Annotated in this window: 28 protein-coding genes; 9 read left to right on the plus strand and 19 right to left on the minus strand. The window is 59.2% G+C overall.

Annotation, left to right across the window (positions count from 1 at the left end):
• The first annotated feature begins 98 nt into the window (after positions 1 to 98).
• The gene (locus tag ACR0AL_RS16735) at positions 99 to 692 is read left to right on the plus strand and encodes a hypothetical protein (protein ID WP_480663931.1); all 594 of its coding nucleotides are present in this window, start codon (positions 99 to 101) and stop codon (positions 690 to 692) included.
• 132 nt (positions 693 to 824) lie between these two features.
• Here ACR0AL_RS16735 and dapD read toward each other — a convergent pair whose 3' ends face one another.
• Positions 825 to 1,652, minus strand: a complete 828-nt coding sequence (gene dapD / locus ACR0AL_RS16740; RefSeq protein ID WP_480663932.1) for a 2,3,4,5-tetrahydropyridine-2,6-dicarboxylate N-succinyltransferase — start codon at positions 1,650 to 1,652, stop codon at positions 825 to 827.
• A gap of 108 nt (positions 1,653 to 1,760) precedes the next feature.
• Positions 1,761 to 2,678 (minus strand): threonine/serine dehydratase, encoded by a 918-nt coding sequence (locus ACR0AL_RS16745; protein WP_170553242.1) that lies wholly within the window; start codon positions 2,676 to 2,678, stop codon positions 1,761 to 1,763.
• A gap of 79 nt (positions 2,679 to 2,757) precedes the next feature.
• Between ACR0AL_RS16745 and ACR0AL_RS16750 the strand changes: the two genes are divergently transcribed.
• A complete protein-coding gene (locus tag ACR0AL_RS16750) occupies positions 2,758 to 3,600 on the plus strand; it encodes an LOG family protein (RefSeq protein ID WP_480663935.1) in 843 nt (280 codons plus the stop codon).
• A gap of 3 nt (positions 3,601 to 3,603) precedes the next feature.
• Positions 3,604 to 4,701 (plus strand): cystathionine gamma-lyase, encoded by a 1,098-nt coding sequence (locus tag ACR0AL_RS16755; RefSeq protein ID WP_480638184.1) that lies wholly within the window; start codon positions 3,604 to 3,606, stop codon positions 4,699 to 4,701.
• Here ACR0AL_RS16755 and ACR0AL_RS16760 read toward each other — a convergent pair.
• Positions 4,696 to 5,085 carry a hypothetical protein gene (locus tag ACR0AL_RS16760; RefSeq protein WP_170351108.1) on the minus strand — a complete coding sequence of 130 codons (390 nt, stop codon included), beginning with the start codon at positions 5,083 to 5,085 and terminating at the stop codon, positions 4,696 to 4,698. The genes ACR0AL_RS16755 and ACR0AL_RS16760 overlap by 6 nt on opposite strands.
• A gap of 147 nt (positions 5,086 to 5,232) precedes the next feature.
• Here ACR0AL_RS16760 and ACR0AL_RS16765 point away from each other — a divergent pair, with 147 nt between their 5' ends.
• On the plus strand, positions 5,233 to 6,150 hold the full coding sequence (locus ACR0AL_RS16765; RefSeq protein WP_170351109.1) for a DnaJ C-terminal domain-containing protein: 918 nt from the start codon (positions 5,233 to 5,235) through the stop codon (positions 6,148 to 6,150).
• Positions 6,147 to 6,491, plus strand: a complete 345-nt coding sequence (locus ACR0AL_RS16770; RefSeq protein ID WP_170351110.1) for a hypothetical protein — start codon at positions 6,147 to 6,149, stop codon at positions 6,489 to 6,491. Before ACR0AL_RS16765 ends, ACR0AL_RS16770 begins: the two co-directional genes overlap by 4 nt.
• Here the strand turns inward: ACR0AL_RS16770 and ACR0AL_RS16775 are convergent, their stop codons facing one another.
• The 5 genes from ACR0AL_RS16775 to ACR0AL_RS16795 form a co-directional block, all read right to left on the minus strand.
• Positions 6,492 to 7,118 carry a cytochrome P460 family protein gene (locus tag ACR0AL_RS16775; RefSeq protein ID WP_170413991.1) on the minus strand — a complete coding sequence of 209 codons (627 nt, stop codon included), beginning with the start codon at positions 7,116 to 7,118 and terminating at the stop codon, positions 6,492 to 6,494.
• Between the two features lie 234 nt (positions 7,119 to 7,352).
• Positions 7,353 to 8,540, minus strand: a complete 1,188-nt coding sequence (gene rlmN / locus ACR0AL_RS16780; RefSeq protein WP_480663937.1) for a dual-specificity RNA methyltransferase RlmN — start codon at positions 8,538 to 8,540, stop codon at positions 7,353 to 7,355.
• 79 nt (positions 8,541 to 8,619) lie between these two features.
• A complete protein-coding gene (locus ACR0AL_RS16785; RefSeq protein WP_170351113.1) occupies positions 8,620 to 8,997 on the minus strand; it encodes a lysozyme inhibitor LprI family protein in 378 nt (125 codons plus the stop codon).
• A gap of 123 nt (positions 8,998 to 9,120) precedes the next feature.
• Complete coding sequence (locus tag ACR0AL_RS16790) at positions 9,121 to 9,288, minus strand: hypothetical protein (RefSeq protein WP_170351114.1); 168 nt, start codon at positions 9,286 to 9,288, stop codon at positions 9,121 to 9,123.
• Between the two features lie 167 nt (positions 9,289 to 9,455).
• Positions 9,456 to 9,989 carry an invasion associated locus B family protein gene (locus ACR0AL_RS16795; RefSeq protein ID WP_170351115.1) on the minus strand — a complete coding sequence of 178 codons (534 nt, stop codon included), beginning with the start codon at positions 9,987 to 9,989 and terminating at the stop codon, positions 9,456 to 9,458.
• A 178-nt stretch (positions 9,990 to 10,167) separates the two neighbouring features.
• On the opposite strand from ACR0AL_RS16795, the gene ACR0AL_RS16800 reads away from it, so the two are divergent.
• Complete coding sequence (locus ACR0AL_RS16800; RefSeq protein ID WP_480663939.1) at positions 10,168 to 11,166, plus strand: asparaginase; 999 nt, start codon at positions 10,168 to 10,170, stop codon at positions 11,164 to 11,166.
• Between the two features lie 5 nt (positions 11,167 to 11,171).
• Here ACR0AL_RS16800 and ACR0AL_RS16805 read toward each other — a convergent pair whose 3' ends face one another.
• The 8 genes from ACR0AL_RS16805 to hutI all read right to left on the minus strand — a co-directional run bounded on the left by ACR0AL_RS16805 (position 11,172) and on the right by hutI (position 18,468).
• The gene (locus ACR0AL_RS16805) at positions 11,172 to 11,492 is read right to left on the minus strand and encodes a YciI family protein (RefSeq protein ID WP_170351117.1); all 321 of its coding nucleotides are present in this window, start codon (positions 11,490 to 11,492) and stop codon (positions 11,172 to 11,174) included.
• Positions 11,493 to 11,516: 24 nt separating this feature from the next.
• Positions 11,517 to 11,942: an SRPBCC family protein gene (locus ACR0AL_RS16810; protein WP_425081766.1), complete on the minus strand. Its 426-nt coding sequence runs from the start codon at positions 11,940 to 11,942 to the stop codon at positions 11,517 to 11,519.
• A complete protein-coding gene (locus ACR0AL_RS16815; RefSeq protein ID WP_170362806.1) occupies positions 11,930 to 12,259 on the minus strand; it encodes an ArsR/SmtB family transcription factor in 330 nt (109 codons plus the stop codon). The genes ACR0AL_RS16810 and ACR0AL_RS16815 overlap by 13 nt, the downstream gene beginning before the upstream one ends.
• A 46-nt stretch (positions 12,260 to 12,305) precedes the next feature.
• Positions 12,306 to 13,184 (minus strand): phosphoserine phosphatase SerB, encoded by an 879-nt coding sequence (gene serB, locus ACR0AL_RS16820; protein ID WP_480663941.1) that lies wholly within the window; start codon positions 13,182 to 13,184, stop codon positions 12,306 to 12,308.
• Positions 13,185 to 13,254: 70 nt separating this feature from the next.
• Positions 13,255 to 14,940 carry a urocanate hydratase gene (hutU, locus tag ACR0AL_RS16825; RefSeq protein WP_480663943.1) on the minus strand — a complete coding sequence of 562 codons (1,686 nt, stop codon included), beginning with the start codon at positions 14,938 to 14,940 and terminating at the stop codon, positions 13,255 to 13,257.
• Positions 14,937 to 15,734, minus strand: coding sequence for an N-formylglutamate deformylase (gene hutG / locus ACR0AL_RS16830; protein ID WP_480663945.1), 798 nt, complete (start codon positions 15,732 to 15,734; stop codon positions 14,937 to 14,939). Before hutG ends, hutU begins: the two co-directional genes overlap by 4 nt.
• Complete coding sequence (hutH, locus tag ACR0AL_RS16835) at positions 15,734 to 17,263, minus strand: histidine ammonia-lyase (protein ID WP_480663947.1); 1,530 nt, start codon at positions 17,261 to 17,263, stop codon at positions 15,734 to 15,736. Before hutH ends, hutG begins: the two co-directional genes overlap by 1 nt.
• The gene (hutI, locus tag ACR0AL_RS16840; RefSeq protein ID WP_480663949.1) at positions 17,260 to 18,468 is read right to left on the minus strand and encodes an imidazolonepropionase; all 1,209 of its coding nucleotides are present in this window, start codon (positions 18,466 to 18,468) and stop codon (positions 17,260 to 17,262) included. Before hutI ends, hutH begins: the two co-directional genes overlap by 4 nt.
• Positions 18,469 to 18,550: 82 nt before the next feature.
• Here hutI and ACR0AL_RS16845 point away from each other — a divergent pair, with 82 nt between their 5' ends.
• The 3 genes from ACR0AL_RS16845 to ACR0AL_RS16855 all read left to right on the plus strand — a co-directional run bounded on the left by ACR0AL_RS16845 (position 18,551) and on the right by ACR0AL_RS16855 (position 22,224).
• The gene (locus tag ACR0AL_RS16845) at positions 18,551 to 19,906 is read left to right on the plus strand and encodes a formimidoylglutamate deiminase (RefSeq protein WP_480663951.1); all 1,356 of its coding nucleotides are present in this window, start codon (positions 18,551 to 18,553) and stop codon (positions 19,904 to 19,906) included.
• 13 nt (positions 19,907 to 19,919) lie between these two features.
• Positions 19,920 to 20,624 carry a GntR family transcriptional regulator gene (locus ACR0AL_RS16850; RefSeq protein WP_170378177.1) on the plus strand — a complete coding sequence of 235 codons (705 nt, stop codon included), beginning with the start codon at positions 19,920 to 19,922 and terminating at the stop codon, positions 20,622 to 20,624.
• Positions 20,625 to 20,706: 82 nt separating this feature from the next.
• Positions 20,707 to 22,224: a malonate--CoA ligase gene (locus ACR0AL_RS16855; RefSeq protein WP_170553274.1), complete on the plus strand. Its 1,518-nt coding sequence runs from the start codon at positions 20,707 to 20,709 to the stop codon at positions 22,222 to 22,224.
• Here the strand turns inward: ACR0AL_RS16855 and ACR0AL_RS16860 are convergent.
• The 3 genes from ACR0AL_RS16860 to ACR0AL_RS16870 all read right to left on the minus strand — a co-directional run bounded on the left by ACR0AL_RS16860 (position 22,221) and on the right by ACR0AL_RS16870 (position 25,874).
• Complete coding sequence (locus ACR0AL_RS16860) at positions 22,221 to 22,949, minus strand: metallophosphoesterase family protein (RefSeq protein WP_170553277.1); 729 nt, start codon at positions 22,947 to 22,949, stop codon at positions 22,221 to 22,223. The genes ACR0AL_RS16855 and ACR0AL_RS16860 overlap by 4 nt on opposite strands.
• 116 nt (positions 22,950 to 23,065) lie before the next feature.
• Positions 23,066 to 24,661, minus strand: a complete 1,596-nt coding sequence (serA, locus tag ACR0AL_RS16865; protein ID WP_170553280.1) for a phosphoglycerate dehydrogenase — start codon at positions 24,659 to 24,661, stop codon at positions 23,066 to 23,068.
• Between the two features lie 58 nt (positions 24,662 to 24,719).
• A complete protein-coding gene (locus ACR0AL_RS16870) occupies positions 24,720 to 25,874 on the minus strand; it encodes a phosphoserine transaminase (RefSeq protein WP_480663954.1) in 1,155 nt (384 codons plus the stop codon).
• Between the last annotated feature and the right edge of the window lie 310 nt (positions 25,875 to 26,184).

The following is a 26,184-nucleotide window of genomic DNA, read 5'->3' on the forward strand; positions in this document are numbered from 1 at the left end:
ACGGCAGCGCCACATCTTTAGGTCGATACGAGGTATGGCATGCGAAATTTAGAATACCCAACACTATTGGTCGCAATTTTTTAACAAAGGAAAGTTCAATGAGTACTTTGTCTAAACTCCTAACTACCGTGGCAAGTGTGTCCGTTCTAGCTCTGGCTCCCGCAGCTTTTGTTGTGACAATCGCATCCACCAACTCTGTGCAAGCTGAAGCCAGCGGCGGCGGCGAAGAAGGTGGCGGTTCCGGCGGCGGCGATGAAGGCGACAGCTCCGGTGGCGGCGATGAAGGCGACAGCTCCGGTGGCGGCGATGAAGGCGACAGCTCCGGTGGCGGCGATGAAGGCGACAGTTCCGGTGGCGGCGATGAAGGCGACAGTTCCGGTGGTGGCGATGACGGCGACAGTTCCGGTGGCGGCGATGAAGGCGACAGTTCCGGTGGTGGCGATGACGGCGACAGTTCCGGTGGTGGCGATGACGGCAGTGAACCCAATGACGGCGGTGAATCCGGCGGTGACGATGGCAGTGAACCCAACGATGGCGATGACGGCAGTGAACCCAATGACGGCGATGACGGCAGTGAACCCAATGACGGCGGTGAATCCGGCGGCGGAGACGACGGTGAATCCAACGGCAGTGGCTACACTAGCGGCGAAGAAAATGGCAGCGCAGTCGAACGTCCAGGCGAAGATCGCTAACTAAGCTTATCTGGTGTTGGTCAGATGACGAGAATATAGCTCGCGGACGCCAACAATCAGATCGCTCGATAACCGAGCTTAAACAAATGAAATGCCCGAACGTGGTTCGGGCATTATCTTTTTTCTTACCTGTTAGTCCCGCAACAATTCATTGATCCCGGTTTTCGAGCGGGTCTTTTCATCCACACGTTTCACGATCACCGCGCAGTACAGGCTGATATTGTTCTTTGATGGCATCGATCCGGCAACAACCACCGAATAGGGCGGCACTTCGCCATATGTGACCTCGCCGGTTTCGCGGTCAACGATCTTGGTCGACCTGCCGATGAACACACCCATGCCCAGAACCGAGCCTTCGCGAACGATGCAGCCTTCGACCACCTCAGAGCGCGCGCCGATAAAGCAATTGTCTTCGATGATGGTGGGGCCTGCCTGCATCGGTTCCAACACACCACCGATGCCGACGCCACCCGACAGGTGTACATTCTTGCCGATCTGTGCGCAGGACCCCACGGTGGCCCAGGTGTCGACCATGGTGCCCTCGTCGACATAAGCGCCTAGGTTCACGAAAGACGGCATCAGCACCACGCCGGGCGCGACATAGGAGGATTTGCGAACCACGCAGTTCGGTACGGCGCGGAACCCGGCGGTGCGCCACTGATCCTCGCCCCAACCCGCGAATTTGCTGTCCACCTTATCCCACCAGCCGCCGGCCTGCGGACCGCCCGACTGAATCTCCATGTCCTTGATGCGGAAGCCCAGCAGAACCGCCTTTTTGGCCCACTGGTTCACATGCCAGTCGCCGCTGTCCATCTTTTCGGCCACACGCAGCGAACCGCTGTCCAGCGCGTTCAGCGTATCTTCGATCGCCTCGCGTTGTTCGCCTGAGGTGGCGGGGGTGATGGTATCGCGTGCCTCCCAGGCGGCTTCGATAGCGGCTTCCAGTTGCGCGTTGGACATTTGGCGGCTCCCTGCAGAATCTGTTCACGTTGGTGTTGCCTATACGCAAGCAGGGGACAGGCCGCAATGCGACGCAGAATGCGCGCTTTGCGGCTGATTGCTGCAGTTTCAGCCGTTCAATGGGTCCGGCGAGAGGTTCCCACCACAAACCAGCACCGCCACACGCTCATTGGGTTCCGGCTGATAGGCACCAGACAGCAGCGCAGCCAATGCGGTCGCGCCCGCTGGCTCTACCAAAATCCGATGCGTGCGCCACAGAACCTGCTGGGCTTCGGCGATGGCCTCGTCATTGACCAGAACCGATGCCAGCCCCTGCGCCAGTCCGAAACAGATCGACCCGATCCGCCGCGCGCCCAGCGCATTGGCGGCAATACCCGAAACGGTAACATCCACAGGCTCTCCGGCCTGAAGTGCCGCGTTCAGCGCGCATGAGGTTTCGGGCTCGACCGCCACAACCTTGCGCGCGCCCTGCAACCAGCCCAGCGCGCCCGCGATCAAGCCACCGCCGCCGACGGCAATCAGAACCGTGTCGGCCTGCAGACCCTGCGCCTCCCACTCGGCGAAACAGGTGCCCTGCCCGGCTACGGTTGCGGGCGCGTCATAGGCGTGGATTTGCATCGCACCTGTTGCATCCTCATGCGCTTGCGCCCTGGTCAGCGCGTTAGCGTATTCGCCCGGCACCACGCTCAGATCCGCGCCCGTCCGTTCGATCAGCGCGATCTTGGACGGCCCCGCTATTTCCGGCACGAAAATCTTTGCCGGATACCCCAATGCGCGCGCTGCAAAGGCCGCCGCCGCACCATGATTACCGCCAGACGCTGCAACGATACCCGCCTTGGGCACATCCTGGCTCAGCAATGTATTGAACGCCCCGCGCGCCTTGAAACTGCCGGTATGCTGCAGGTGTTCCAGCTTCATCTCAACCGGGTAACCCAACCCCAAGGCCCGGCTTTCCATCACTGGCGTCACCTGCGCATAACCGTTGATCCGGTCGGCAGCCGCCAATATTTCACTCTTCCAATTCATTCTTGTTCTTCCGTGACTGGCACTCTGCCCGCGAACCCTATAGCTGTTTCAAGAACACGCAAGCAGGGAACCATCACTCATGAGAGAAGACCGCCTCAGCCCTTTCCGCGACGCGCAGACCGACCGCTCGACCGCGAGCGAGGTGCCGGACACGCCGCAAACACGCTCGCCCGCGTATCGCCTTGCCTTTGCTGATGACGATTTCCTGTGCCGCGATGAGCTGCGCCCGGTTCGCCTGCAGCTGGAACTGCTGAAACCCGAGATGCTCATGACCGAGCGTGAGATCACCTCGACCATCGTCATGTTCGGTGGTGCGCGTATTCCCGAGCCGTCGCAGAAACACACCGCCCGGACCCAGACGCTGGCCAACCTGTCGGAGTACTATGACGAGGCCCGCGAATTCGCCCGGCTGATGACTGAGAAATCCAATGAAACCGGCTGCCGCGAGAACGTCATCGTCACCGGCGGTGGCCCCGGCGTGATGGAGGCGGGGAATCGCGGCGCGCAGGATGCGAGCGGCTGTTCCATCGGCCTGAACATCGTGTTGCCGCACGAACAAGCGCCGAACGAATACGTGACCCCCGAGCTCAGCTTCAACTTCCACTATTTCGCCATCCGCAAGATGCATTTCCTGATGCGCGCCCGCGCTATCACTATCTTTCCCGGCGGGTTCGGAACCATGGATGAGCTGTTCGAATCCCTGACCCTGATCCAAACCGGTCGGATGGAGCGCGTGCCCTTCCTGTTGTTTGGCCGCGAGTTCTGGGAAAAGGTTATCAACTGGGAGGCGCTTGCGGACGCGGGCACCATCTCGGACGAAGACCTTGATCTGTTCCGGTTTGTCGACACGGCGCAAGAGGCGGTCGAGATCATCGAGAACTGGGAACCCGCCCCGCCCCGCGACGAAATACCGGGGCGCTGAACCATGGCCCCGAAGACCGGAGAGATGCTGCACCTGCGCGGCAATGCCTTGAACGCGGGTGAGCCGGTGACGCTGCCGCTGACTCAAAGCAGTATGTATCATCTGCCGGGCGTGACGGACGGCCTGCCCACATACGGCCGAGTCGACAACCCCACTTGGGAGCATCTGGAACATGTGCTGGCCCATCTTGAAGGTGCGCCCTGCCTGACTTTTCCGTCTGGCATGGGGGCAATTTCAGCCGCATTGTTTGCAACCCTGAAGGCCGGGTCGCACCTGCTGATTCCGTCAGATGGGTACTATGTCACGCGCGTGCTGGCCGATCAGTTCCTGTCCGGGCTGGGTGTAACGGTCACCGAACGCCCAACGGCCACCTTTACCGAGGGCGGGTTTGACGGCTTTGATGTGGTCTTTGTCGAAAGCCCCTCAAACCCCGGGCTGGACATGCTGGACCTGCCTGCTATCGCCACTGCTGTACGTGTAGCGGGCGGGATCACGATTGCTGATAACACGACCCTGACCCCGCTGGGCCAGCGCCCGCTGGATATGGGCATCGACGTGGTTGTGGCCTCGGATACGAAAGCCATGGGTGGGCATTCCGACCTGTTGATGGGCCACGTGGCCAGTCGCAATGCACAGATTATGGAACGGGTAGTAGAATGGCGCCGCGTTTCTGGGGCGATCCCCGGCCCGCATGAGGCTTGGCTGTTGCATCGCGGACTGGAAACGCTGGATGTGCGGTTCGACCGTATGTGTTCCTCGGCGCAGGTGCTGGCCGAACGGTTGGCCGTCCACTCGACGGTCAGGCAAATCCGCTATCCCGGACTGCCTAGCGATCCATCGCATGCGCTGGCCACGGCACAGACGTCGCGGTTTGGGTTCCTGCTGTCGATCACGCTTGAGACCGAGGCTAAGGCCGAGGCCTTTATCAACGCCTGCCCGATGTTGCGTCCCGCAACCTCCTTTGGTGGCGTCCACAGTTCAGCAGAACGCCGCGCGCGCTGGGGCGACGATGTCGACCCCGCCTTCATCCGCCTGTCTGTCGGCTGTGAACCGGTCGAGGAACTGTGGCAGGCGATTGAAATCAGCCTGAACGCGCTATGATTTCTTCTTGGGCTCACGCAATTCTGTAAACACATAGATCGGCAGCACTATGCTGGCGATCAGCGCCCCCAGCCAGACCAGAAGCGTGGCCGCCAACAGGTTCGAGATACCTCCAACCGTCAACCCGGCAGTGACAAGATCGGTTGTCAGCAAGCCCACAAAGGTAACGATCAGCGCGATGCCGCCTTTCAGCGCGGGTGCTTTTTTCTCGCCCAGCTTCAGGATCAGCGGCTCGGCCACCACCTGCACCAGCGTAAAGACGATCACCACGACGATGAAAGAGATCGGCTTGATCGCAAACCCTGACAGCAGCAGCGTGGCCAGTAGCAACCCGATGGCATTGCCGGCCAGCAGGGCCAAGGCGGATTTGATTCTGCGCGTCATGGGGGTCTCCGTCAGAAAATAATTCGAAACGTGCATATGTTAGCAGACTTTCGGGGTTTTGCGAGCGGTTTCAAAAGCCTCTTCCTTTTGGGTCCTTGAAATCGCATGATAAAACCAACCTGTTCAGCCCGACCCGCGAGAGGTGAGATGAGCGACGATCCCTATTCCGCCCTTGGTGTCGCCAAAGACGCCAGCGCCGCCGAAATCAAAAAGGCTTATCGGCGTATCGCCAAGGAATGCCACCCGGATCTAAAGCCCGGCGATGCCGAGGCCGAAGCCAAGTTTAAGGCGGCAGCCGCCGCTTACGACTTGCTCAAAGACCCCGAAAAGCGGGCGCAATTCGACAATGGTGAGATTGACGCCTCGGGTCAGGAACGCCCACAGCAGCATTATTATCGCGACTACGCCGAGGCCGCCGGGAACCCTTATCGGGGACAGGCTGCAGACCCCGATGACATGTCGGACATCTTTGCCGAGTTCATGCGGGGCCGTGGCGGATACGGCCAGCGCACCCATGAATTCCACGCGCCGGGGCACAATCGAGGCTACAGCCTGCAGATCAGTTTTCTGGATGCGGTTTTTGGGGCCAGCCAGAAACTGACCCTGCCCGATGGCGACCGGATCGAAGTCAAGATTCCCGCTGGCATCACCGACGGCCAAACCATCCGCCTACGCGGCAAAGGCGATCCGGGCTTTGGCGACGGGCCGCCGGGTGATGCTCTAGTGACCGTCTCGGTTGCCAAACACCCCGTCTTCGATCGTCAGGGCGACGACATACATATCACTCTGCCGATCACGATTGATGAGGCCATTCTGGGCGGCAAGGTCCCTGCACCCACCATCGACGGTGGCGTTAACGTCAGCGTTCCTGCGGGCACCAGCAGCGGCAAGACACTGCGCCTGCGCGGCAAAGGGGTTAAGAAACGCGGCTCAACCGAGCGCGGCGATCAGCTGATCGAACTGACCATCGCGATGCCCGGACAGATCGACGAAGACCTAAAGCAATTCATGGAGACATGGCGCGAGAGCCACAGTTATGATCCGCGTAAAGGAATGCCGTCATGACCCGCACTCTGACCGAAGAGCAGCTGATCGCAACCGTCACCCGCCTGACCTCGACCCGGTTGACCGAATACTTGGCCGCCGAGATCGTGATCCCCGAACAAACCGATCAGGGCTTGGTCTATCACAGCCTTGACGTCGCCCGTCTGGAACTGGCCTGCGAATTGCATGAGCAATACGAGATGGAACCCGACGCGCTGTCGATGATGATTTCGCTGATCGACCAGATGCACGGCCTGCGCGCAGAACTGCGCGAGGTGCTGAACGCGGTTGAGGCGCAGCCCGAACCCGTGCGTCAGACCCTGATCGAGGTGATCGGAGCCGCCCGCCTCAAGCGCAGTTGATCAATTGCCGACGATGTATTCTTCGGGTACGAAAAAGGTGTAGTCCCGGTCGGCCACTGCCTCGTGGCAATCATGGCAATAGGCGACCGAATTTGCGCGCGCACCCATCGTGTCCCCGAACAGCGATCCGTCTGGCATCACCATGATATAACGCCAGTCACCCGTGTCGGGGCTTTCGCCTTGGGCCAGTTTTTCCATTACGAACAAAGCGCCGGGATGGATATTGCCTTCATCCGTGACGGTCACGCTGTCCTTGGCCAAAACCGAGCCTTTGGGCAGCTTTTCCCCCTCGGCCAGCGTTCCGTAGTTATGAGCCATGCGATTGGCATAGCTGTTCACATACCGCTGACCATGGGTGGCCGAGATATAGGGCGCATCGTTGAACAATGGCCAGTTCTGATAATTCAGGAGCAAATCCAGCTGTGCAGCGCCATAACCCCGCGCCATGCGCCGCTGCAGGGATTCATAGATGCGCAATGCTTCCTCCTTGGACAAATCCGCTGGATTCTCGATGGCAATATGCGCGTCCTCACCAGTTGATTGCGCAAACCCGTCGGTTGCGGACAACCCCGAAATTGACAGCACTGTCAGTGAGATCGAAAACACACGTTTAAATCGTAAAAACATATGGATGGCCTACCTGTTTCTTAAGGTTCGCCTGAAAGCCGCCTATCATGTTTGAAATAAGATAGCGGCCCTGAACAAACGCGCCACGGCCAGACCACGGCTTTCACCGCTTTGTGCGCAAGAGTGACATGCGCCGATCCAGCCCCGACGCTTAAAACATACCAAATTTCGAATGCAAAGAACAGCAAGGCGAGAATTTATTTATTGTCGACCACTTGGCGACAATAACACGCCTCAGCTTTTCACCCCGGCTTCGGCCTCGATCTGTTTGCGCGATTTTCGGGCGCGTTCCGTGGCCGATTTCAATTGACCACAAGCCGCCATGATATCCTCGCCCCGCGTCTTACGGATGGGTGAGGCGTAACCCGCCTGGTAAATGATATTCGCAAAGGCCCGGATGCGATTGTTCGAGCTGCGCTTGTACGGCGCGCCCGGCCATTCATTGAACGGGATCAGGTTGATCTTGGCCGGGATGTTATGACGCTTGATATGGTCGATCAGGCGATGCGCATCCTCGTCTCTGTCGTTCACGCCATCCAGCATCACATATTCAAAGGTGATCCGTTCGGAATTCGATGCGTTCGGGTAACTGGCCAGCGCACCCAGCAGTTCCTCGATATTCCAGCGCTTGTTGATCGGCACCAACACGTCACGGGTTTCATCCGTGGTGGCATGGAACGAGATCGCCAGCAGACAACCGATTTCCTCAGCCGTGCGCGCGATTTCAGGCACAACACCCGAGGTCGACAGGGTGATGCGGCGGCGCGACAGGGAAATCCCCTCGGGATCCATGGCGATCTTCATCGCGTCGCGGACGTTTTCGAAATTATACAGCGGCTCACCCATGCCCATCAGAACGATGTTCGACAGCAGACGGGTTTCGTCCTTGGGCGCGCCGGGAACCGGCCATTCCTCAAGATCGTCGCGCGCCATCATGACCTGACCGACAATCTCGGCCGCGGTCAGGTTGCGCACCAGTTTCTGCGTGCCGGTGTGGCAGAAGGAACAGGTCAGCGTGCAACCCACCTGAGACGAGATGCACAGCGTGCCGCGATCTTCTTCGGGGATGTACACGACCTCAACCTCGTGCCCGCCCGCGATACGGCACAGGTATTTGCGGGTGCCGTCCTCGGACACCTGACGCGTAACAACCTCAGGGATTTCGATCACGAAGTTTTTGGCCAGTTGTGCGCGATAGGCCTTGGCCAGATTGGTCATCTCGGCAAAGTCGCGCACACCCCATTGATAAATCCATTGCCAGATCTGACCGGTGCGCATCTTGGCCTGCTTTTCCGACGTGCCATGTTCGATCAAAACCTCACGCAGCTGGGCGCGGGTCAGGCCGACAAGGTTAGTCTTCCCCTCGGGCAATTTGCGGGGGATGGTCATGACATCTTGAGTGATCGGCGCTTTGGGCGACATGTGGTTATCTCAACGGATTCTGGCTTGGGATGCGCCTCTATATAGGATCGCTAGCAAAGATCAAAAGGAATCGTATCAATCAATTCGCAAAGCGCAGCAACTCGTCCACACGCGCGCGTCCCAGATCGACCCGGCACGCGGTGATGGCGATGCCAGTACCGGACCCTCCGCCATAGGAAGCGCCCACCGCTTCGCACTGCGCATCGCGGTAGCTTGCCCAGGCTGATTGCGAAGCTTCCAAGGCGGGCTGCGCCACCACCCGCTCGGTGATCTCGTCCAACTCTTTGGCCGATTGCATGGCAAATCCGTAGCTCTCCTCCAGCGCCAGACTGACCCGATCTTCCATCTCGCCAACACACGCCCCAATTTCCACCTGAGAACTTGCGTCTGAACATTCCAACGTTGGGTCTGCCAGTGCCGCAGAGGAAAACAACAATGTGATCAATACATACCGCATAACTCGCTCCTGCCAGAGGTTCCCACTGCCGACGGTAGCACGCGAACTACTGCGCCCCAAATACAGATTGGCCGCACCGTCAACGCCGATGCGGCCGAAATCAATGCTATCAGGTAAGCCGCTTCAGATGCCCGCTGGCAGGATATCGCAATCTGCTGCATCCAAAGTTTTTACCGGATCCTCTGGCCCACATTGCTCACCGGATACGGGGTAGGTTTCAGAATCTTTTTCACACGCGCTCAACAACACGGCGACTGCCATCATCAGCGCAACAATAGGCTTATTCAGCATTCGTAAGCTCCTTCTATTCAGCTGAACTAATTAGTTCAAAAATGTCGGAGGCTCGCTTTGATACGGATCAAACTTGCAGACAGACGTGGCGTAAAGCCGACACTTGGCGCTTCAAAAAAAAGAAAACCCCGCCAAATGACGGGGTCTCGCGTGTCTTCAGATACGTATCAGTTTGTGCAGCGTTTCTCGGCGTCTTCGATCGCTGCCGTGAAACCCAGCAACGAGAATGTGTCCTTGGTCTGCGTCCCACGCTCGGACCGGGCGGTCAGAACAGCCTCAGTGCCCCGCTTCATCGCTGCAACCACCTTGAGGTCTTCGCCTTCGGTTGCAGGCCAGGCCCATTCGCCTTCGGTGATCAGTTCAAACTCGGTCCCGTCGATTTCAAGATTGACGGTTGAGCCTGCCGCGAACGGATAGCCGCCGGTAAAGGTCACTTGCCCCTTCACCTCGGCGTTGGGACGATAGAACACGAACAGCAGGATATCGCTGCGGCGGACCGAGACCACCCGGCCACCGCGTGTGTTGACGGTTTCCTTGGGTGCAGACACGCTCCAGCATTCGGTGGGATCGTCTTCGACGAACACGCTCCAATCGGTTTTGGCTGCCACACGGTTGGTGCTTGACGCCTGCTGAGCGGTTGCCGTAGTGGCCATCCCTGCCATGCACAGGCCCGCGATTACACGGACGAGTTTCAATCCCATCTGTCCAGCCTCCTAGCTCGACCTATTACCTCATACCCATCGGAAATGCCTGCGCACCCTGCCGGTTCGTCTGTAAGTTGCGTATTCCGATGATTGTCGACATACACACACTAACGCAGGTTTCGCCACAGGCGAAAGGGCGATTGGCAGAATTTTGCGCATATTACGGAGAGGCCTGATGACGCAGCCGGTACCAATGACAGAACTATGGCGCGGCCCCTTGTTGGAAAGCCTGCATCTGGGCCATGCAGTGATCTGTGATGACAGTGGCCAGATCGTACAAAGCTGGGGTGATCCAAGTGCGATTATCTACCCACGATCTTCGGCCAAGATGATCCAAGGTCTGCCGCTGATCACCTCAGGCGCCGCGGCGAAATATGGGCTGAACAGCGAGCATCTGGCACTGGCTTGCGCCTCACACAGCGGCGCGCATATCCACACTGACCGCGTGACCGCCTGGTTGGACCATCTGAACCTGTCCGAACATGATCTGCGCTGCGGCCCGCAAGAGCCGCAGGATATGGCCGCGCGCGACGGATTGATTCTGGCCGACGACACGCCTTGCCAGATTCACAATAACTGTTCGGGCAAGCATTGCGGGTTCCTGACCGTGGCCCAGCATATGGGAGCCGGGCCGGAGTATCTGGAAATCGACCACCCAGTTCAGCAGGCCTGTTTGTCAGCCATCGAAGAAACAACCGGTGAGGCCAGCCCCGCCTATGGGATAGACGGATGTTCAGCGCCGAACTTTGCCACCTCGCTGGTGGGGTTGGCGCGATCGATGGCGTGGTTTGCCTCGGCCACCGACCGGTCGGACCGGGCCAGCGACGCGGCGCAGCAACTGACCGCCGCGATGATCAAGCATCCCGAACTGGTTGCCGGCGAAAGCCGCGCCTGTACCGAACTGATGCGCGCGATGGAGGGCCGCGCCGCGATCAAGACCGGGGCCGAAGCTGTTTTCATCGCCATCATTCCGGAAAAACGCATGGGCGTGGCACTGAAGATCACAGACGGCACCACGCGTGCCGCTGAATGTGCCATCGCATCCATTCTTGTCCATCTGGGTGTGCTGGAGGCCGAAAACCCAGCCACCCGCAAATTCATGAACGCCATTCAGTACAGCCGCCGCGGGCTGGAATGCGGCATCATCAAGCCTGCGCCGGGTTTCCCCGGCTAAGGCGATCACATCTCGATCGGATGAATCTCGGCCACTTCGACCGAGCCTGATCCGTTGACGACCATGGGGCAGCCCTTGGCCATCTCGTTGGCGGCGTCGATGCTGTCGGCCCTGATGACCGTGAACCCCGAGGCCGGGTTGGCACCGCCATTGTCGACGACACCGCTGTTGCTGACGGTATAGGACTGGCCCACCGGGTTGCCGGGGATGTCCAGCGCATCGCCCATATTCTGGAACCATGCGCCCCAGGCGGCCATGGTCGCTTCGATTTCGGCGGGGTCTGTTGGGGTGTGACCACCGTGATAGACAAACAAGAACTGAGGCATTTCTCTTCCTCCCTAATGAAAATCTTAAAACTGAGCTTCCAGCTTGCGCAGTGACGAAGTCCAACCCTGATTGTGGTTGGCCGCGACCTCGGCATCGGCCAATTCGCGGTGATCAAGAACCAGCTTTGCACCAGCTTCCGTCGCTGTGACCGTCAGCGTCACGTGGCTTTCCGCTCCGCGCTGATCCTGATCGTCATGCCAGCCCCAGGTGAACCCCACAGAATTCGGCGGATCAACATGGGTCACCTGCCCGGATACTTTGTATCGCTGCCCTTCGGCATTCACCATGACCGAGTGCCACGGCCCAAGGCGTGAAAAATCCAAATCATGTTCGGGCACATGCATCCCTTCGGGGCCCCACCACTGCAACAGCTTTGCACCATCGCTGATCCAGGCAAACAGGTTTTCCTGGGATGTGGGAAACGCGCGTTCCAATTTCAGGTCGGCCATGAATTCTCCCTTTCAATCAAATCGTTCAAACGGTCGAGGCTGCTTTCCCAGAATTGCCGTTTCGAGATGGTCCATTCCGCGATGGTCCGCAGCCCCTCGGGCTGGATGGAATACATGCGTTGACTGCCCTGCACTCGCTGCTGCACCAGCCCGGCGGCGCGCAACACCTTCAGATGGCGCGAGATCGCGGCCCCTGACATGCCGCGCCCTTCTATCAGGTCACCAGCGGGCAGTTCACCGTCTTGCATCAACTGCTCGACAATCGAGAATCGGGTGGCATCGGACAATGCCGAAAATGCGGTCAGAAGCGTGTTCATGACCATTGTTTAACATTTTTGTTAAATAAAGGGAAGCCCCTTGCGATCAGACCTCGGTAAAGACCGCGCGGGAATAGCCCTGCAGGTACAGCAATGCCGTCAGATCTCCGTAATTGATCCGAATATCGCATTTGGCGGCGACCGAAGGTTTGGCATGCAGCGCCACACCGGTTCCGGCCCGGCTCAGCATGCCCAGATCATTGGCGCCATCGCCCACGGCAATCACGTCGGCCTCGGACAGGCCCAGCCGCTTGGTAATCTGCGCCAGCGCATCCACCTTGGCCTGTTTGCCCAGAATCGGGCGCTGTACATCGCCGGTCAGCTTGCCCTTTTCGGCCAGCAATGTATTGGCGCGGTTTTCATCAAAGCCAAGCAGATCAGCCACCCTCGCGGTGAAGGCCGTAAACCCACCCGACACCAGGGCCGCATAGCCCCCGTTCAGGCGCATCGTCGCAACCAGTTCCTTACCGCCCGGCATCAATGTAATGCGTTCGTTCAGAACCTTGTCGATCACCGCCTCATCCAAGCCCTTCAGTAGGCCAACACGTTCAATCAGCGCACCTTCGAAATCAAGCTCACCATTCATGGCCCGCGCGGTAATGTCTTTGACGCGATCGCCCACGCCCGCCTCATCGGCCAGTTCGTCAATACATTCCTGCTGGATCATGGTGCTGTCCATATCGGCCAGCAGCATCAGCTTGCGGCGTTTCCCGAACGGCTGCACGATCAGGTCGACCTCTAACAACTGCAGCTCTGCCCAGACGTCCCACTGATTATCAGGCAGCTCGGGAAACGTGAACTGCGCCGCCTCATCTTCGCTGAGCCAAACCAGATCGCCCCCGCCCCACGCGTTGCACAACGACTCGACCAAAGCCTGCTCGAGCTTCGGCATGTTCGGATTGGTCAACAGAGTGGCTACGTACATCATCGGTCTCCTGCAGGCTCCCCCGCGCATAACGCAGGGGCCGCCAATTCACCAGAGACAGTTGATATGTTTACCCCAGAATGCCAGGCAACCGCAGCCCATGGGCGCGGGCGCAATCCTTTGCAATGTCATACCCCGCATCCGCATGCCGCCACACGCCCGAGGCCGGATCGTTCCACAGCACCCGTTCCAACCGTCGGGCCGCGTCCTCGGTACCATCGGCACAGATCACCACACCCGCATGTTGAGAGAACCCCATGCCGACCCCACCACCGTGATGCAGCGAGACCCAGGTCGCGCCGCTGGCGGTGTTGATCAGAGCATTCAGCAGCGGCCAATCGCTTACGGCGTCAGACCCGTCCAACATCGCCTCGGTCTCGCGGTTCGGGCTAGCGACGGAACCGCTGTCCAAGTGATCCCGGCCGATCACGACCGGCGCTTTCAGCTCACCATTGGCGACCATCTCATTGAACGCCAACCCGGCGCGGTGGCGGTCGCCCAACCCGATCCAGCAAATCCGCGCAGGCAGGCCCTGAAACGCAATCCGTTCCTGCGCCATGTCGAGCCAGCGATGCAGATGTTCGTTCTCGGGGAACAGCTCTTTCATCTTGGCGTCGGTCTTATAGATATCCTCGGGGTCGCCTGACAACGCACACCAGCGGAACGGACCGATGCCTTTGCAAAACAGCGGACGGATATAGGCGGGTACGAAACCGGGGAAGGCAAAAGCGTTCTCCAACCCCTCATCCTGTGCCACCTGCCGGATGTTGTTACCGTAATCCAGCGTCGGCACGCCCGCGTTCCAGAAATCAACCATCGCGGCGACGTGTTGTTTCATCGACACCCGAGCAGCCTTTTCCACTGCTTTAGGGTCTGTTTCACGCATTTCACGCCACTGCGCCATGGACCAACCAATTGGCAGGTAGCCGTTGATCGGATCATGGGCGCTGGTCTGATCGGTGACAATATCGGGAAACGGGCGGATGCCCTCGTTTCCTCTTTTGAAGATTTTTGGGAACACCTCAGCCGCGTTACCTAACAGGCCCACGGATTTTGCCTCGCCCGCTTTGGTCCAACGATCGATCATCTCCAGCGCTTCGTCCAGAGTCTCGGCCTTTTCGTCGAGGTATTTGGTGCGCAGGCGGAAATCGATACTGTCTGGGTTACACTCGACCGCCAGACAGCAGGCACCGGCAAAAACGGCGGCCAGCGGTTGCGCGCCCCCCATGCCGCCCAGGCCCCCGGTCAGAATCCACTTGCCGGTCAGGTCGCCGCCATAATGCTGGCGCCCGGCCTCGGCAAAGGTCTCATAGGTGCCCTGAACGATGCCCTGCGTGCCGATGTAAATCCACGAGCCAGCGGTCATCTGGCCGTACATCATCAAGCCCTTCTTATCGAGTTCGTTGAAGTGATCCCAGGTCGCCCAATGGGGCACGAGATTCGAATTGGCGATCAGCACCCGCGGCGCGTCCTTATGCGTGCGGATGATCGCCACGGGTTTGCCGGACTGGACGATCAGGGTCTCGTCTTCCTCCAGATCCTTCAAACCGGCAACAATAGTGTCGAAATCCTGCCAAGTCCGCGCCGCGCGGCCGATACCGCCATAGACCACCAGTTCATGCGGGTTTTCGGCCACGTCCGGGTGCAGGTTGTTCATTAACATCCTCAGCGGGGCCTCAGTCAGCCAGCTTTTGGCGTTCAGCTCGGGGCCTGTCGGCGGATAGATATCGCGCGTGTTCTTGCGAGGGTCGGTCATGGGATCGTCTCCAATGCAGTGTCTTGGATGGCTTCCAGAATATCGCGCAGCCAACGACGTAGGCGGTCGGCCTTGGCAGTGTCATAACTCCACGGGGTGGCCTCGGCTGTCAGGTAAGTGGATTGCGCCAGTTCCATCTGTATGGCGTGCAGACCGTCGGCCGGACGGCCATAGTGGCGGGTCGTCCAGCCACCCCGGAACCGCCCGTTCAGAACGGTGCTGTAGGGCGATGATGCGGCAAATTCATGTGCAATAGACTCTATGTCTGGCGCACACGTTACGCCACAATCCGTCCCAATATTCATGTCGGGCAACATACCTTCAAACAGAAATGGAATGCGACTGCGGATCGAGTGGCAATCGAACAGAACAGCCACGCCGTGCTTTGCCCGCACGCGCTCCAACTCTTCGGCAAGCGCGGTATGATAGGGTACATGGAAGGTTTCGCGCCTCTGACCGATCTCATCCTCTGACGGTTCCTGCCCGTCGCGCCAGATCGGTTGCCCATCGAAATCGGTCAATGGCACCAGCGTTGTCGTGTTTTGCCCTGGGTAAAGCGAAACACCGTCGGGATCGCGATTGGCGTCGATGACATAGCGATGAACATGCGACTGAACCACCGTCGCACCACTCAAAAGCTTTTCATAGAGCCTGTTTATGTGCCAATCCGTGTCTGCCAGCGCATGCCCTGTGTCATTGAGACAAGCCGCAATACCATCCGGCACGAATGTCCCGCCATGGGGTTGGCCCAGAACAATCGGGCAGTCGCCGCGCTGTACGCTAACCACCTGCATCACACCACCTCGGGCATTGGGGTGCCAACGGCCCGTAGGATCGACGCCCCGGCTACCAGTTGTTTCGCGGTCTCCAAGTCAGGGGCCAAATAACGATCTTCGGTCAGGGCCGGAATGTCAGCCCGCAACCGAGCAATGACCTGCTTCAAAGGCCCGCTGGTGACCAGCGGCGCGCGAAATTCAACCCCTTGAGACGCACACAGTAATTCCACACCCAGAATGTAGTTCAAATTCTCGACCATTCGGATCAGGCGCCGCGCACCATGGGCCGCCATCGAAACATGATCCTCCTGGTTGGCCGAGGTGGGAGTGCTGTCGGTGACACAGGGATTGGCGAGGTGCTTGTTCTCGCTCATCAACGCAGCCGTGGTGACCTCGGCAATCATAAGGCCAGAATTCAACCCCGGATCAGGGGTCAGGAAAGGCGGCAGATCAAAGCTGAGCGTCGGATCCACCATCAGGGCAATGCGACGCTGCGCGATAGCACCGATCTCGGACACGGCCAGCGCGATCATATCAGCGGCGAACCCTACAGGTTCAGCATGGAAATTCCCTCCCGAGACAATCCCGTCGGCCAGAACCAGCGGATTGTCGGTGGCTGCGTTGGCCTCAACCTCAAGCGTGGCGGCGGCCTGCCGCAATACATCCATTGCTGCGCCCGTGACCTGCGGTTGACAGCGGATGCAATAAGGATCCTGAACGCGGGTGTCGCCCTCACGGTGACTTTCCCGAATTTCCGACCCGTCCAGCACGGCGCGCATGGCGCTGGCGGCTTCGGTCTGGCCACGATGACCGCGCAAAGTGTGAATTTCAGGCCGCAGGGGTGCGGTGGACCCCATGATCGCATCGGTCGACAAGGCGGAAACAACCAGCGCACTTTGCGCCGCACGCCAAGCCTCGAACACCCCAGCCAGGGCAAAGGCAGTTGAAAACTGCGTGCCGTTGATAAAGGCCAGTCCTTCCTTGGGACCTAGTTGAATAGGCTCTAAATCAACTGTTTTCAGCGCTTCAGCCCCCGGCAAAACAGTGCCGTTCACCTCCGCCTCTCCCGCGCCAATGATCACCGCCGTCATATGGGCTAGTGGCGCCAGGTCGCCCGATGCCCCAACCGAACCCTGTGCCGGAATCACCGGAGTGACCCCGCGGGCCAGCATCTGCTGCAACAGCTCGATCAGCTCCCACCGCACGCCCGATGCACCGCGACCGAAGGACAACAGCTTGAGTGTCATCATCAGCCGGGTCAGCCTTTGCGGTATGGCGGGACCAACACCGCAACAATGGCTGAGGATCAGGTTGCGCTGCAGGGTCGAGGTGTCCTGCGGCGCGATTTTGAGGCTGGCCAGTTTCCCAAAACCGGTATTGACGCCATAGACGGGGTCATTGCCCCGAGCCGCCGCCTGAATACGTTGCGCCGCTGCATCGACTGCGGACTTGCAGTCAGAATCCAGTGAAACAGCCGTTTGATCCCAATAGATCTCGGCCAGTTGCGCCAAAGAAACCTGACCGGGCTGCAAAATCAGAGACGTCATTCGATCCCTCCGAAAAGGCGTTTGTGCAGTGGGTTGAAGCCAACGCGATAGGCCAGTTCCGCCGGATGAGTGACATTCCAGATCGCCAGATCCGCCCTATGCCCCGGCGCGAGAGTGCCCGCATCGTTGATCCCCAACGCGCGCGCGGCGTTGCGGGTGACACCAGCCAGCGCCTCTTCAGGCGTAAGACGAAACAGTGTGCAGCCCATGTTCATGGTCAGCAGCAGCGAGGTCAGCGGCGAAGAACCGGGATTGCAGTCAGTCGCCAAAGCCATTGGCACTTGATGCTGGCGCAGCAGATCAACGGGTGGCACCTGCGTTTCTCGCAGTGTGTAAAACGCGCCCGGCAACAGCACGGCCGTGGTTCCGGCTTTTGCCATGGCTGATACACCATTGGCATCCAGGTATTCGATGTGATCCGCCGACAAAGCCCCGTAAGAGGCCGCCAGTTGCGCGCCGCCCAGATTGGACAACTGCTCGGCATGCAGTTTCACCGACAGGTCCAGCTCTTGCGCCACATCAAAAACCAGGGCGATTTGTGCAGGGTTAAAGGCGATTCCTTCGCAGAACCCATCCACCGCGTCCACCAGCCCCTCGGCATGGGCCGCGCGCAGGGTTGGGATGCAGACCTCGCGAATATAGTCGTCGGGGCATTCGGCATATTCCGGCGGCACCGCATGTGCGCCCAGAAAGCTGGTTTTGATGCGGATAGGGCGGGTTTCACCGATCTGGCGGGCAACGCGCAGCATCTTCAATTCGGTCTCGGTATCCAACCCGTAGCCCGACTTGACCTCAAGGGTGCTGACACCCTCGGCAATCAGGGCGTCCACGCGGGTTAGAGCATCTGACAAAAGCATCTCAGCACTGGCGGACCGCGTGGCGTTGACCGTGGAGAGGATACCACCCCCGGCACGGGCGATGTCCTCGTATGAGGCGCCATTCAGCCGCATTTCGAACTCAGTTGCGCGGTTTCCGCCAAACACCACGTGGGTATGCGCGTCGATCAGCGCCGGAGTGATCAACCGTTCACCGAAATCCTCGACCGGCCAATCGACATATTCCGGCGGCAAGTCCTGGCGTTCGCCGACCCAGACAATCTTTGCCCCGTTAACGGCGATCGCTGCATCCCGACACAGCCCATAGGGCGTGCCCCCTTCTGACATCGTGGCCATCCTGGCGCTGAGTAAGACCGCTTTTCTGGTCATGGCGATTCTTTTCGGCTCCCCTCTTGTTTGATTTTTATGTATAGGTGTAAAGATATGAAGTCTACACATTATGGAAATCAAAATGCAGATTCATGCCAAGACAGCTTTATTAGGCTCTGATTGGATTCACGATGTGCGAGTAGAAATCGACCATGGGCGTATCAGCCGGGTGCAGTACCAGGCGTCGGCACTGCCTGATGATACACGCGTCGACGTTCTTTTGCCCGCTTTGGCAAACCTGCACAGCCACGCCTTTCAACGGGCCATGGCGGGCATGACGGAAACCCGCATGGCCGGACGCGAGAGTTTCTGGACATGGCGCAACCTGATGTATCGCTTTCTGGATCGGTTGACGCCCGACCAGATCGAAGCCATCGCCGCACTGGTTTTCATGGAGATGCAGGAGGCCGGGTATGCCTCGGTCGGTGAATTCCACTATGTCCATCACCAACCCGGCGGCGCGGCCTACGATCAACTCTCGGAACTAAGCCAGCGTATCTTTTCCGCCGCACACCAGTCAGGGATCGGTCTGACTCATTTACCGGTCCTCTACACCTATGGCGGCGTTGCGCAGGACAAGCTGTCAGGTGGGCAGTTGCGGTTCAGCAATGATGTGTCCCGGTTTTTGAATTTGGTGGATGATTGCCGTAATAAACTGCCAAGCACTGACTCTATATTGGGGGTTGCGCCACATTCCTTGCGCGCAACTTCACCGACAGACCTGCGCGAACTGCTGCAAAACACACCCAAGGGTCCGGTCCATATCCATATCGCCGAACAGGTTCAGGAAGTCGCCGACGTACAATCCGCGTTGGGCCAGCGTCCGGTGGCCTGGCTGCTGGACAATGCAGACGTGAACGCGCGGTGGTGTCTGATCCATGCCACCCATATGACCGATGCCGAAACCCGCACGCTGGCCCAGTCCGGTGCTGTGGCGGGGCTGTGCCCGATCACCGAGGCCAATCTGGGCGATGGTATTTTCAACGGCGCGACCTACGTCGCAGAAAATGGACGATTCGGGGTCGGATCAGACTCTAATATTAGGATTTCCTTGCCCGAAGAACTGCGCACCCTGGAATACTCCCAACGTCTGCGTGATCAACAGCGGGCGGTCCTGGTACCGGGCGAAGGCTCGGTCGGGCACGCTCTTTATACCGGTGCCGCGCAAGGTGGTGCGCAAGCACTTGGACGTAACGCCGGTGAGATTGCCGAGGGCAAGTTAGCTGACCTGATGGCCATTGACCGGACCCACCCGACGCTCTGTGCATTGACGGACGATCAATTGCTGGATGGGCTGTGTTTTGCCGCCCCTGATGGGCTGGTAACTGACTTGTGGTCTGCCGGACGCCACATGGTGAAACAGGGCCGCCACGTCGCACGTGATCAGATCATATCCGCCTATAGATCCGCGATTGCGGGCCTGCTGGCCTCGGTCTAAAGGAACGGTCATCATGCCCCAATCCAGTGACACCACCAGCTACAAAGACATCAAGAAAACCGTTCTGTCCCGCATCCGATCGGGCGAGTGGCAGCCCGACTCTCTGTTGCCCAACGAACAGGATCTTGCGGTCGAGTTTTCCTGCACCCGCACAACAGTGAACCGCGCCCTGCGGGAGTTAGCTGACGAGGGCTATTTGGAACGCCGGCGCAAGGCTGGTACGCGGGTGTTGAGCGCACCGCAGCGACAGGCCCGTTTCACCATCCCCATGGTCCGGGACGAGGTTGAGGCGATGGGCGGCACGTATCGCTATGCGCTGGTTTCTTCCAAGTTAGAGACTGCTCCGGAATGGCTAAGCGCCCGATTGGCTCTGTCTGAGGAGCAAAGCGTGATGCATGTTCGCTGCATGCATTTCAACGGCAACACGCCGTTTCAGTTTGAGGATCGCTGGATCGTCACGGCCTCGGTCCCGCAGGTGGAGCAGGCAGATTTCTCGCAGATCGGACCGAATGAGTGGCTGATCCAGACCCTGCCCTTCACCAATGTCGAACTGAGTTTTCTGGCCAGCCGTGCCGATACAACACTCGCCGGGTTTCTGGACGTCCCCGAAGGAGAACCGGTCTTTACCGGAGAGCGCATCACCTGGTTGCAGGGTCAGCCCGTGACCTTTGCCAAGATGTTTTTTGCCGCCGGGTATCGCATGACCACGCAATTCTAAACCGCACCCGGATTTCTCTTTACCCTCTGCTCAATCCGATACAGATTCACCCAAGATTGAGCAGGTGCAAAGGAAAGACGAAATGGGTAACCCGCTGTACGAACGGCTGTTTGGCATTCACGCGGGCAAACACACACCGTTTCTTCATCTTCCTGATGGTCAGATCCTGACCCATGCCGATTTTCTGGACATGGCCGCGCAGATCGCCAATACCCTAAGCGGATACGAACTTGAGCCAGGTGAACGCGTGGCCGTACAGGTGGAAAAATCGCCCCAGGCGCTGGCGCTCTATGCTGCCTGCGTGCAGACCGGATTGATCTTTCTGCCGCTGAATACCGGATACACCACGGCCGAGTTGCAATATTTCATCGAAAACAGCGGTGCGAAACTGGTTGTCTGTGACGCCGCAAAAGAACAGGGGCTGGCCCCTATCGCCGCCGCCCAAAACGCCCGGTTAGAGACGCTCAACGCCGATGGTTCGGGAAGCCTTATGCGGCGGGCGCTGGGGATGTTGCCCGCGTTTGAGCCGGTCCAGCGGTCCGAGGATGATCTGGCCGCATTCCTTTATACTTCGGGCACAACCGGACGATCGAAGGGCGCAATGCTGACGCAGGCCAATCTGCTGTCAAACGCTGAAACGTTAGTGCAGGAGTGGCGGTTCACGGCGGATGACGTGCTGCTGCATGCGCTGCCGATCTTTCACACGCACGGGCTGTTCGTGGCGACAAATGTGGCGCTGTCCGCGGGCGGGTCGATGATCTTTTTGCCGAAATTCGATCTTGAAGACATGTTGCGGCTGATGCCGCAGGCCACGACGATGATGGGGGTTCCGACCTTTTACACCCGCTTACTGGGCGATGAGCGGTTCACCGGCGATCTGACCCGACACATGCGTTTGTTCATCTCGGGCTCGGCGCCGTTACTGGCGGAGACCCATGAGCGGTTCGAGGCGCGCACTGGCCACCGTATCCTTGAGAGGTACGGCATGACCGAGACCAACATGAGCACTTCGAACCCCCATGACGGCGAACGTCGTCCAGGCACGGTAGGCTTTCCCCTGCCCGGCGTCGAACTGAAGGTGACCGACCCCGAAACCGGTGCAGACCTGCCGCAGGGTGAGATCGGCATGCTTGAGGTGCGCGGCCCCAACGTGTTTCAGGGCTATTGGCAAATGCCCGAGAAAACCGCCGCCGAGCTGCGCGAAGACGGGTTTTTCATCACCGGCGATCTGGGGCGTTTGGATGCGGACGGGTATGTCCACATCGTCGGGCGCGGCAAGGACCTGATCATCTCGGGCGGGTACAACATTTACCCCAAAGAGGTTGAGCTGGTTCTGGATGACCAGCCGGGCGTGTTGGAAAGCGCCGTGATCGGCGTGCCGCACCCGGATTTCGGCGAAACACCGGTCGGCATTCTGGTGCCCGAGCCGGGACAGATACTGGACCCCGAGGCCATTCTGGCCAACGTGCAGAACTCGCTGGCCCGGTTCAAACACCCACGCAAACTGATCGTGCTGGAAGAGCTGCCCCGCAACACGATGGGTAAGGTGCAAAAGAATTTCCTGCGTGAGGACTACAAGGACCTGTTCACCAAGGGTTAAGGGATCAGCGGCACACGGCCATCGTTGGTGAGCAGCCAGCAATCCCGGCCCTCAAACACCGCCGGAACCAACGGTCGCCCCATCCCGGCACCTCCGTCCAGATTGATCCGGTTACCGCGATGCTCAGCCTGTTCCGAAGGTGTGTGCCCATGGACCACCAGCCACGGGTGCGGTCGCGGATCATCCAGAAACTCGCCCCGTATCCAGATTAGGTCTTCCTCGGTCTGATCGGCCAGCGATACACCGGGGCGAATCCCGGCATGGACGAACAGAACCTCATCCTGGTGATGGTACGTCACCAGCCGGTTCAGAAAGTCGACATGGTCCGACGGCACCGCTGCCCTTGCGCGGTCGAGAATTTTGTAAACGCGTTCTTCTTCGGTGTACGTCACACCGTATGACGCCAACGTCTCGGTCCCGCCCAAACGCGCATGCAGCCAGTGTTCGCCGATCCGCAATTTGGCCTCGGCGGTTGAACCATCGTGCATGAATCTGGCGAACATCCGGTCATGATTGCCCAACAGAAAAACCCAGTTCCGCCCTGCCTTTTGCCCAGCGACCAAAAGGTCCAGAACGCCACGACAATCCGGCCCACGATCTACATAGTCACCCAAAAACACGATCCGCGCATCCCGCCCACCGTCCTGTTCGATAAGGTGCAGCGCATTTTCAAGCATCTCTAACTGCCCGTGGATATCGCCGATGGCGTAGATGGCGGATGTCATGAAAATCCCTCGGATAAACGCGTACCCGGCTTTTGGCGCGAAATGCGTGTCAGGAAAAGAAAATACCCGCGCCTTGAGGGGCGCGGGCAAGAATTGTTCCAGAAATTCAACACTGCTTAGGCGACGTCGAACTCCAGCGGTTTGATCTGGGTGAACAGACCGGTTTCCGCCAGCTTGGCGCGCGCCTCGGCCGGGACCGGCTCGTCCACGTATAGCAGCGCAATGGCCTCGCCCCCGGCCTCGGACCGGCCAAGAGTAAAGTTGGCGATGTTGACGTCATTGTCACCCATGGTCTGACCCAGCGCGCCAATGATGCCGGGGACATCCTCGTTGGTGGTATATAGCATATGCGCGCCAACCTCGGCCTCGATATTGATACCCTTGATCTGGATGAAACGCGGCTTGCCGTCGCTGAAGACCGTGCCCCCGATCGAGCGTTCGCGCTTTTCGGTCACCACGGTCACTTTGATATAGCCTTCAAACGCACCGGACTTGTCCTGGTTGGTGGTCGAGATCTGAATGCCACGCTCTTTGGCGACGACCGGAGCCGAGACCATGTTCACCTCGGGGTTGAACTTCTTCATGATCCCCGCCACGACCGAGCAGTTCAGGGCCGCCAGGTTCATCTCGGAGGCGACACCGTCATAGAGGATGTTAATCGCCTTGATCGGCTCATCTGTCATTTGACCGATGAAGCTGCCCAAGTGACCGGCCAGCTTGATCCACGGCCCCATGATCTTGGCTTCTTCGGCGGTGACGCTGGGCATGTTCAACGCGTTTTCCACCGCTCCTGTCAGCAGATAGTTCGAGATCTGCTCGGCCACCTGCAGCGCCACGTTTTCCTGCGCCTCGGTCGTGGCCGCACCCAGATGCGGCGTGCAGACGACGTTGGGCAGGTTGAACAGGGCGTTTTCCTTGGCCGGTTCCTCGCTGAACACGTCAAAGGCCGCACCGGCCACATGACCGGATTGCAGCGCCTCGGACAGCGCCTCTTCGTCGACCAGACCACCACGGGCACAGTTGACGATGCGCACGCCCGGCTTGGTCTTGGCCAGGTTTTCGCGGCTCAGGATATTGCGGGTCTGGTCCGTCAGCGGCACGTGCAGGGTAATGAAATCAGCGCGTGACAGCAGTTCGTCCAGTTCGACTTTCTCTACGCCCATCTTGGCGGCTTTCTCTTCGCCCAGATAGGGATCATAGGCGATGACCTTCATCTTCAGGCCCAAGGCGCGTTCGCAAACGATGCCGCCGATATTGCCCGCGCCGATGACGCCAAGGGTCTTGTTGGTCAGCTCGATTCCCATGAACTTGGACTTTTCCCACTTACCCGCATGGGTCGAGGTACTGGCCTCGGGGATTTGCCGCGCAACGGCGAACATCATGGCAATCGCATGTTCGGCCGTTGTGATCATGTTGCCAAAAGGCGTGTTCATCACGATCACGCCTTTTTTCGAGGCAGCTTCTTTGTCCACATTGTCCGTGCCGATGCCAGCGCGGCCAATGACTTTCAGGTTGTCAGCCTTTTCAAGCAGGGTCGGCGTGACCTTGGTGGCCGAACGGATGGCAAGGCCGTCATACTGACCGATCACCTCGGCCAGCTTGTCTTTGTCCTTGCCAAGATCGGGCATGAAATCCACATCGATGCCGCGATCCCGGAAGATTTGAACGGCGGTTTCGCTGAGCTTGTCAGATACGAGTACTTTGGGGGCCATATCTCTGGTCCTTGAATTGTAGGGAAGGTCCGGGCCTGATGGGGCCCGGTGAAAAAGGTCAGGCGGCTTCGGTTTGCGCCGCGATCTCGGCCTCAAAAGCCCAGGCCAGCCAAGGCAGCATCGCCTCGATATCCGATGTTTCGACCGTACCACCGCACCAGATGCGCAGGCCCGCAGGCGCGTCGCGATAGGCGCCGATATCCAGCGCGATATTCTCGACCTCCAACCGTTTCGCCACGGCTTTGGCAAAGACTGCGCCATCTTGAATGCGGTCATCGGTGAACTTCAGGCAGACCGAAGTGTTCGACTGCGTCGCAGCATCCTCGGCCAGATTGGCGATCCAGTCGTTCCGGTCACAGAATGCATGTACCGCACCGGCATTGGCATCAGCTCGGGCGATCAGCCCTTGCAGACCACCAACCGAGCGCGCCCAATCCAGCGCGAACAGGTAATCTTCGACCGCCAGCATCGAAGGCGTGTTGATCGTGGCACCGGTAAAGATACCATCGATCAGTTTGCCACCCTTGGTCAGACGAAAAATCTTAGGCAGGGGCCATGCGGGTGTGTAGCTCTCCAGCCGCTCCACCGCGCGGGGTGACAGGATCAGCATGCCATGCGCGGCCTCACCACCCAGCACCTTCTGCCAGCTGAAGGTGGTGACATCCAACTTGTCCCAGGGCAGGTCCATCGCAAAGGCTGCGCTGGTTGCGTCACAGATCGTCAGACCCTGACGGTCATCCGCAATCCAGTTGCCATTGGGAACCCGCACACCCGAGGTGGTGCCGTTCCATGTAAACACAACGTCATTGGCGAAATCGACGGATGCGAGATCAACGATCTGCCCGTACTCGGCCGTTTTCACCTCGGCGTCGATCTTCAGCTGTTTGACAACATCGGTCACCCAACCCGAGCCAAAGCTCTCCCACGCCAGCATCTCGACCTTGCGTTCGCCAAGCAGCGACCACAGCGCCATCTCGACCGCGCCGGTGTCCGAGGCGGGAACGATGCCGATCTTGTAATCCGCCGGAATGCCCAGAACCTCGCGCGTGCCTTCAATGGCCGCCTTCAGCTTGTCCTTGCCAACGGCTGCACGGTGCGACCGACCCAGCGCGGCATCGGCCAGTTTGGACAGATCAAATGTGGGGGGTTTGGCGCAGGGGCCCGAGGAAAAACGCGGATTCGCCGGCCGCGTTGCCGGTTGTTCGATGGTCATGTGTATTACCCTTCCAGATACACGCCCCTCGTTGGGGAGGGGTGTCCCACGGACAGGGGTATGAGGCCTTCGCAGATCCAGCAAGCAAAAAAGACCGTTCACCCGCAGAAAACGACATAGGGTGGGTGCGCAATTTGGAACACAGGTTTCCTATTGGCGAAAAACCCCGCCGGTATTCCGGCGGGGCTTTGTGTTTTGTGTTTATTCTGCGGCTTCTTCGTATGCGTCCATTGGTGGGCATGTGCAGACGAGGTTTCGGTCGCCATATGCGTTGTCGACGCGGTTGACGGGGGACCAGTATTTGTCGACG

The organism is Ruegeria sp. BB1 (genome assembly GCF_056539465.1).

What these genes read in the sequence shown, in the direction of transcription:
- ACR0AL_RS16860 (WP_170553277.1), bottom strand. Translation starts at nt 22,949, where the DNA reads ATGACATCCGCCATCTACGCCATCGGCGATATCCACGGGCAGTTAGAG.
- hutU (WP_480663943.1), bottom strand. Translation starts at nt 14,940, where the DNA reads ATGACCGACCCTCGCAAGAACACGCGCGATATCTATCCGCCGACAGGC.
- ACR0AL_RS16795 (WP_170351115.1), bottom strand. Translation starts at nt 9,989, where the DNA reads ATGGGATTGAAACTCGTCCGTGTAATCGCGGGCCTGTGCATGGCAGGG.
- serA (WP_170553280.1), bottom strand. Translation starts at nt 24,661, where the DNA reads ATGGCCCCCAAAGTACTCGTATCTGACAAGCTCAGCGAAACCGCCGTT.
- ACR0AL_RS16855 (WP_170553274.1), top strand. Translation starts at nt 20,707, where the DNA reads ATGGGTAACCCGCTGTACGAACGGCTGTTTGGCATTCACGCGGGCAAA.
- ACR0AL_RS16735 (WP_480663931.1), top strand. Translation starts at nt 99, where the DNA reads ATGAGTACTTTGTCTAAACTCCTAACTACCGTGGCAAGTGTGTCCGTT.
- ACR0AL_RS16850 (WP_170378177.1), top strand. Translation starts at nt 19,920, where the DNA reads ATGCCCCAATCCAGTGACACCACCAGCTACAAAGACATCAAGAAAACC.
- ACR0AL_RS16755 (WP_480638184.1), top strand. Translation starts at nt 3,604, where the DNA reads ATGGCCCCGAAGACCGGAGAGATGCTGCACCTGCGCGGCAATGCCTTG.
- ACR0AL_RS16790 (WP_170351114.1), bottom strand. Translation starts at nt 9,288, where the DNA reads ATGCTGAATAAGCCTATTGTTGCGCTGATGATGGCAGTCGCCGTGTTG.
- serB (WP_480663941.1), bottom strand. Translation starts at nt 13,184, where the DNA reads ATGTACGTAGCCACTCTGTTGACCAATCCGAACATGCCGAAGCTCGAG.
- ACR0AL_RS16845 (WP_480663951.1), top strand. Translation starts at nt 18,551, where the DNA reads ATGCAGATTCATGCCAAGACAGCTTTATTAGGCTCTGATTGGATTCAC.
- ACR0AL_RS16750 (WP_480663935.1), top strand. Translation starts at nt 2,758, where the DNA reads ATGAGAGAAGACCGCCTCAGCCCTTTCCGCGACGCGCAGACCGACCGC.
- hutH (WP_480663947.1), bottom strand. Translation starts at nt 17,263, where the DNA reads ATGACGTCTCTGATTTTGCAGCCCGGTCAGGTTTCTTTGGCGCAACTG.
- ACR0AL_RS16760 (WP_170351108.1), bottom strand. Translation starts at nt 5,085, where the DNA reads ATGACGCGCAGAATCAAATCCGCCTTGGCCCTGCTGGCCGGCAATGCC.
- hutI (WP_480663949.1), bottom strand. Translation starts at nt 18,468, where the DNA reads ATGACCAGAAAAGCGGTCTTACTCAGCGCCAGGATGGCCACGATGTCA.
- ACR0AL_RS16770 (WP_170351110.1), top strand. Translation starts at nt 6,147, where the DNA reads ATGACCCGCACTCTGACCGAAGAGCAGCTGATCGCAACCGTCACCCGC.
- ACR0AL_RS16815 (WP_170362806.1), bottom strand. Translation starts at nt 12,259, where the DNA reads ATGAACACGCTTCTGACCGCATTTTCGGCATTGTCCGATGCCACCCGA.
- ACR0AL_RS16745 (WP_170553242.1), bottom strand. Translation starts at nt 2,678, where the DNA reads ATGAATTGGAAGAGTGAAATATTGGCGGCTGCCGACCGGATCAACGGT.
- ACR0AL_RS16800 (WP_480663939.1), top strand. Translation starts at nt 10,168, where the DNA reads ATGACGCAGCCGGTACCAATGACAGAACTATGGCGCGGCCCCTTGTTG.
- ACR0AL_RS16805 (WP_170351117.1), bottom strand. Translation starts at nt 11,492, where the DNA reads ATGCCTCAGTTCTTGTTTGTCTATCACGGTGGTCACACCCCAACAGAC.
- rlmN (WP_480663937.1), bottom strand. Translation starts at nt 8,540, where the DNA reads ATGTCGCCCAAAGCGCCGATCACTCAAGATGTCATGACCATCCCCCGC.
- ACR0AL_RS16870 (WP_480663954.1), bottom strand. Translation starts at nt 25,874, where the DNA reads ATGACCATCGAACAACCGGCAACGCGGCCGGCGAATCCGCGTTTTTCC.
- ACR0AL_RS16785 (WP_170351113.1), bottom strand. Translation starts at nt 8,997, where the DNA reads ATGCGGTATGTATTGATCACATTGTTGTTTTCCTCTGCGGCACTGGCA.
- ACR0AL_RS16775 (WP_170413991.1), bottom strand. Translation starts at nt 7,118, where the DNA reads ATGTTTTTACGATTTAAACGTGTGTTTTCGATCTCACTGACAGTGCTG.
- ACR0AL_RS16765 (WP_170351109.1), top strand. Translation starts at nt 5,233, where the DNA reads ATGAGCGACGATCCCTATTCCGCCCTTGGTGTCGCCAAAGACGCCAGC.
- hutG (WP_480663945.1), bottom strand. Translation starts at nt 15,734, where the DNA reads ATGCAGGTGGTTAGCGTACAGCGCGGCGACTGCCCGATTGTTCTGGGC.
- ACR0AL_RS16810 (WP_425081766.1), bottom strand. Translation starts at nt 11,942, where the DNA reads ATGGCCGACCTGAAATTGGAACGCGCGTTTCCCACATCCCAGGAAAAC.
- dapD (WP_480663932.1), bottom strand. Translation starts at nt 1,652, where the DNA reads ATGTCCAACGCGCAACTGGAAGCCGCTATCGAAGCCGCCTGGGAGGCA.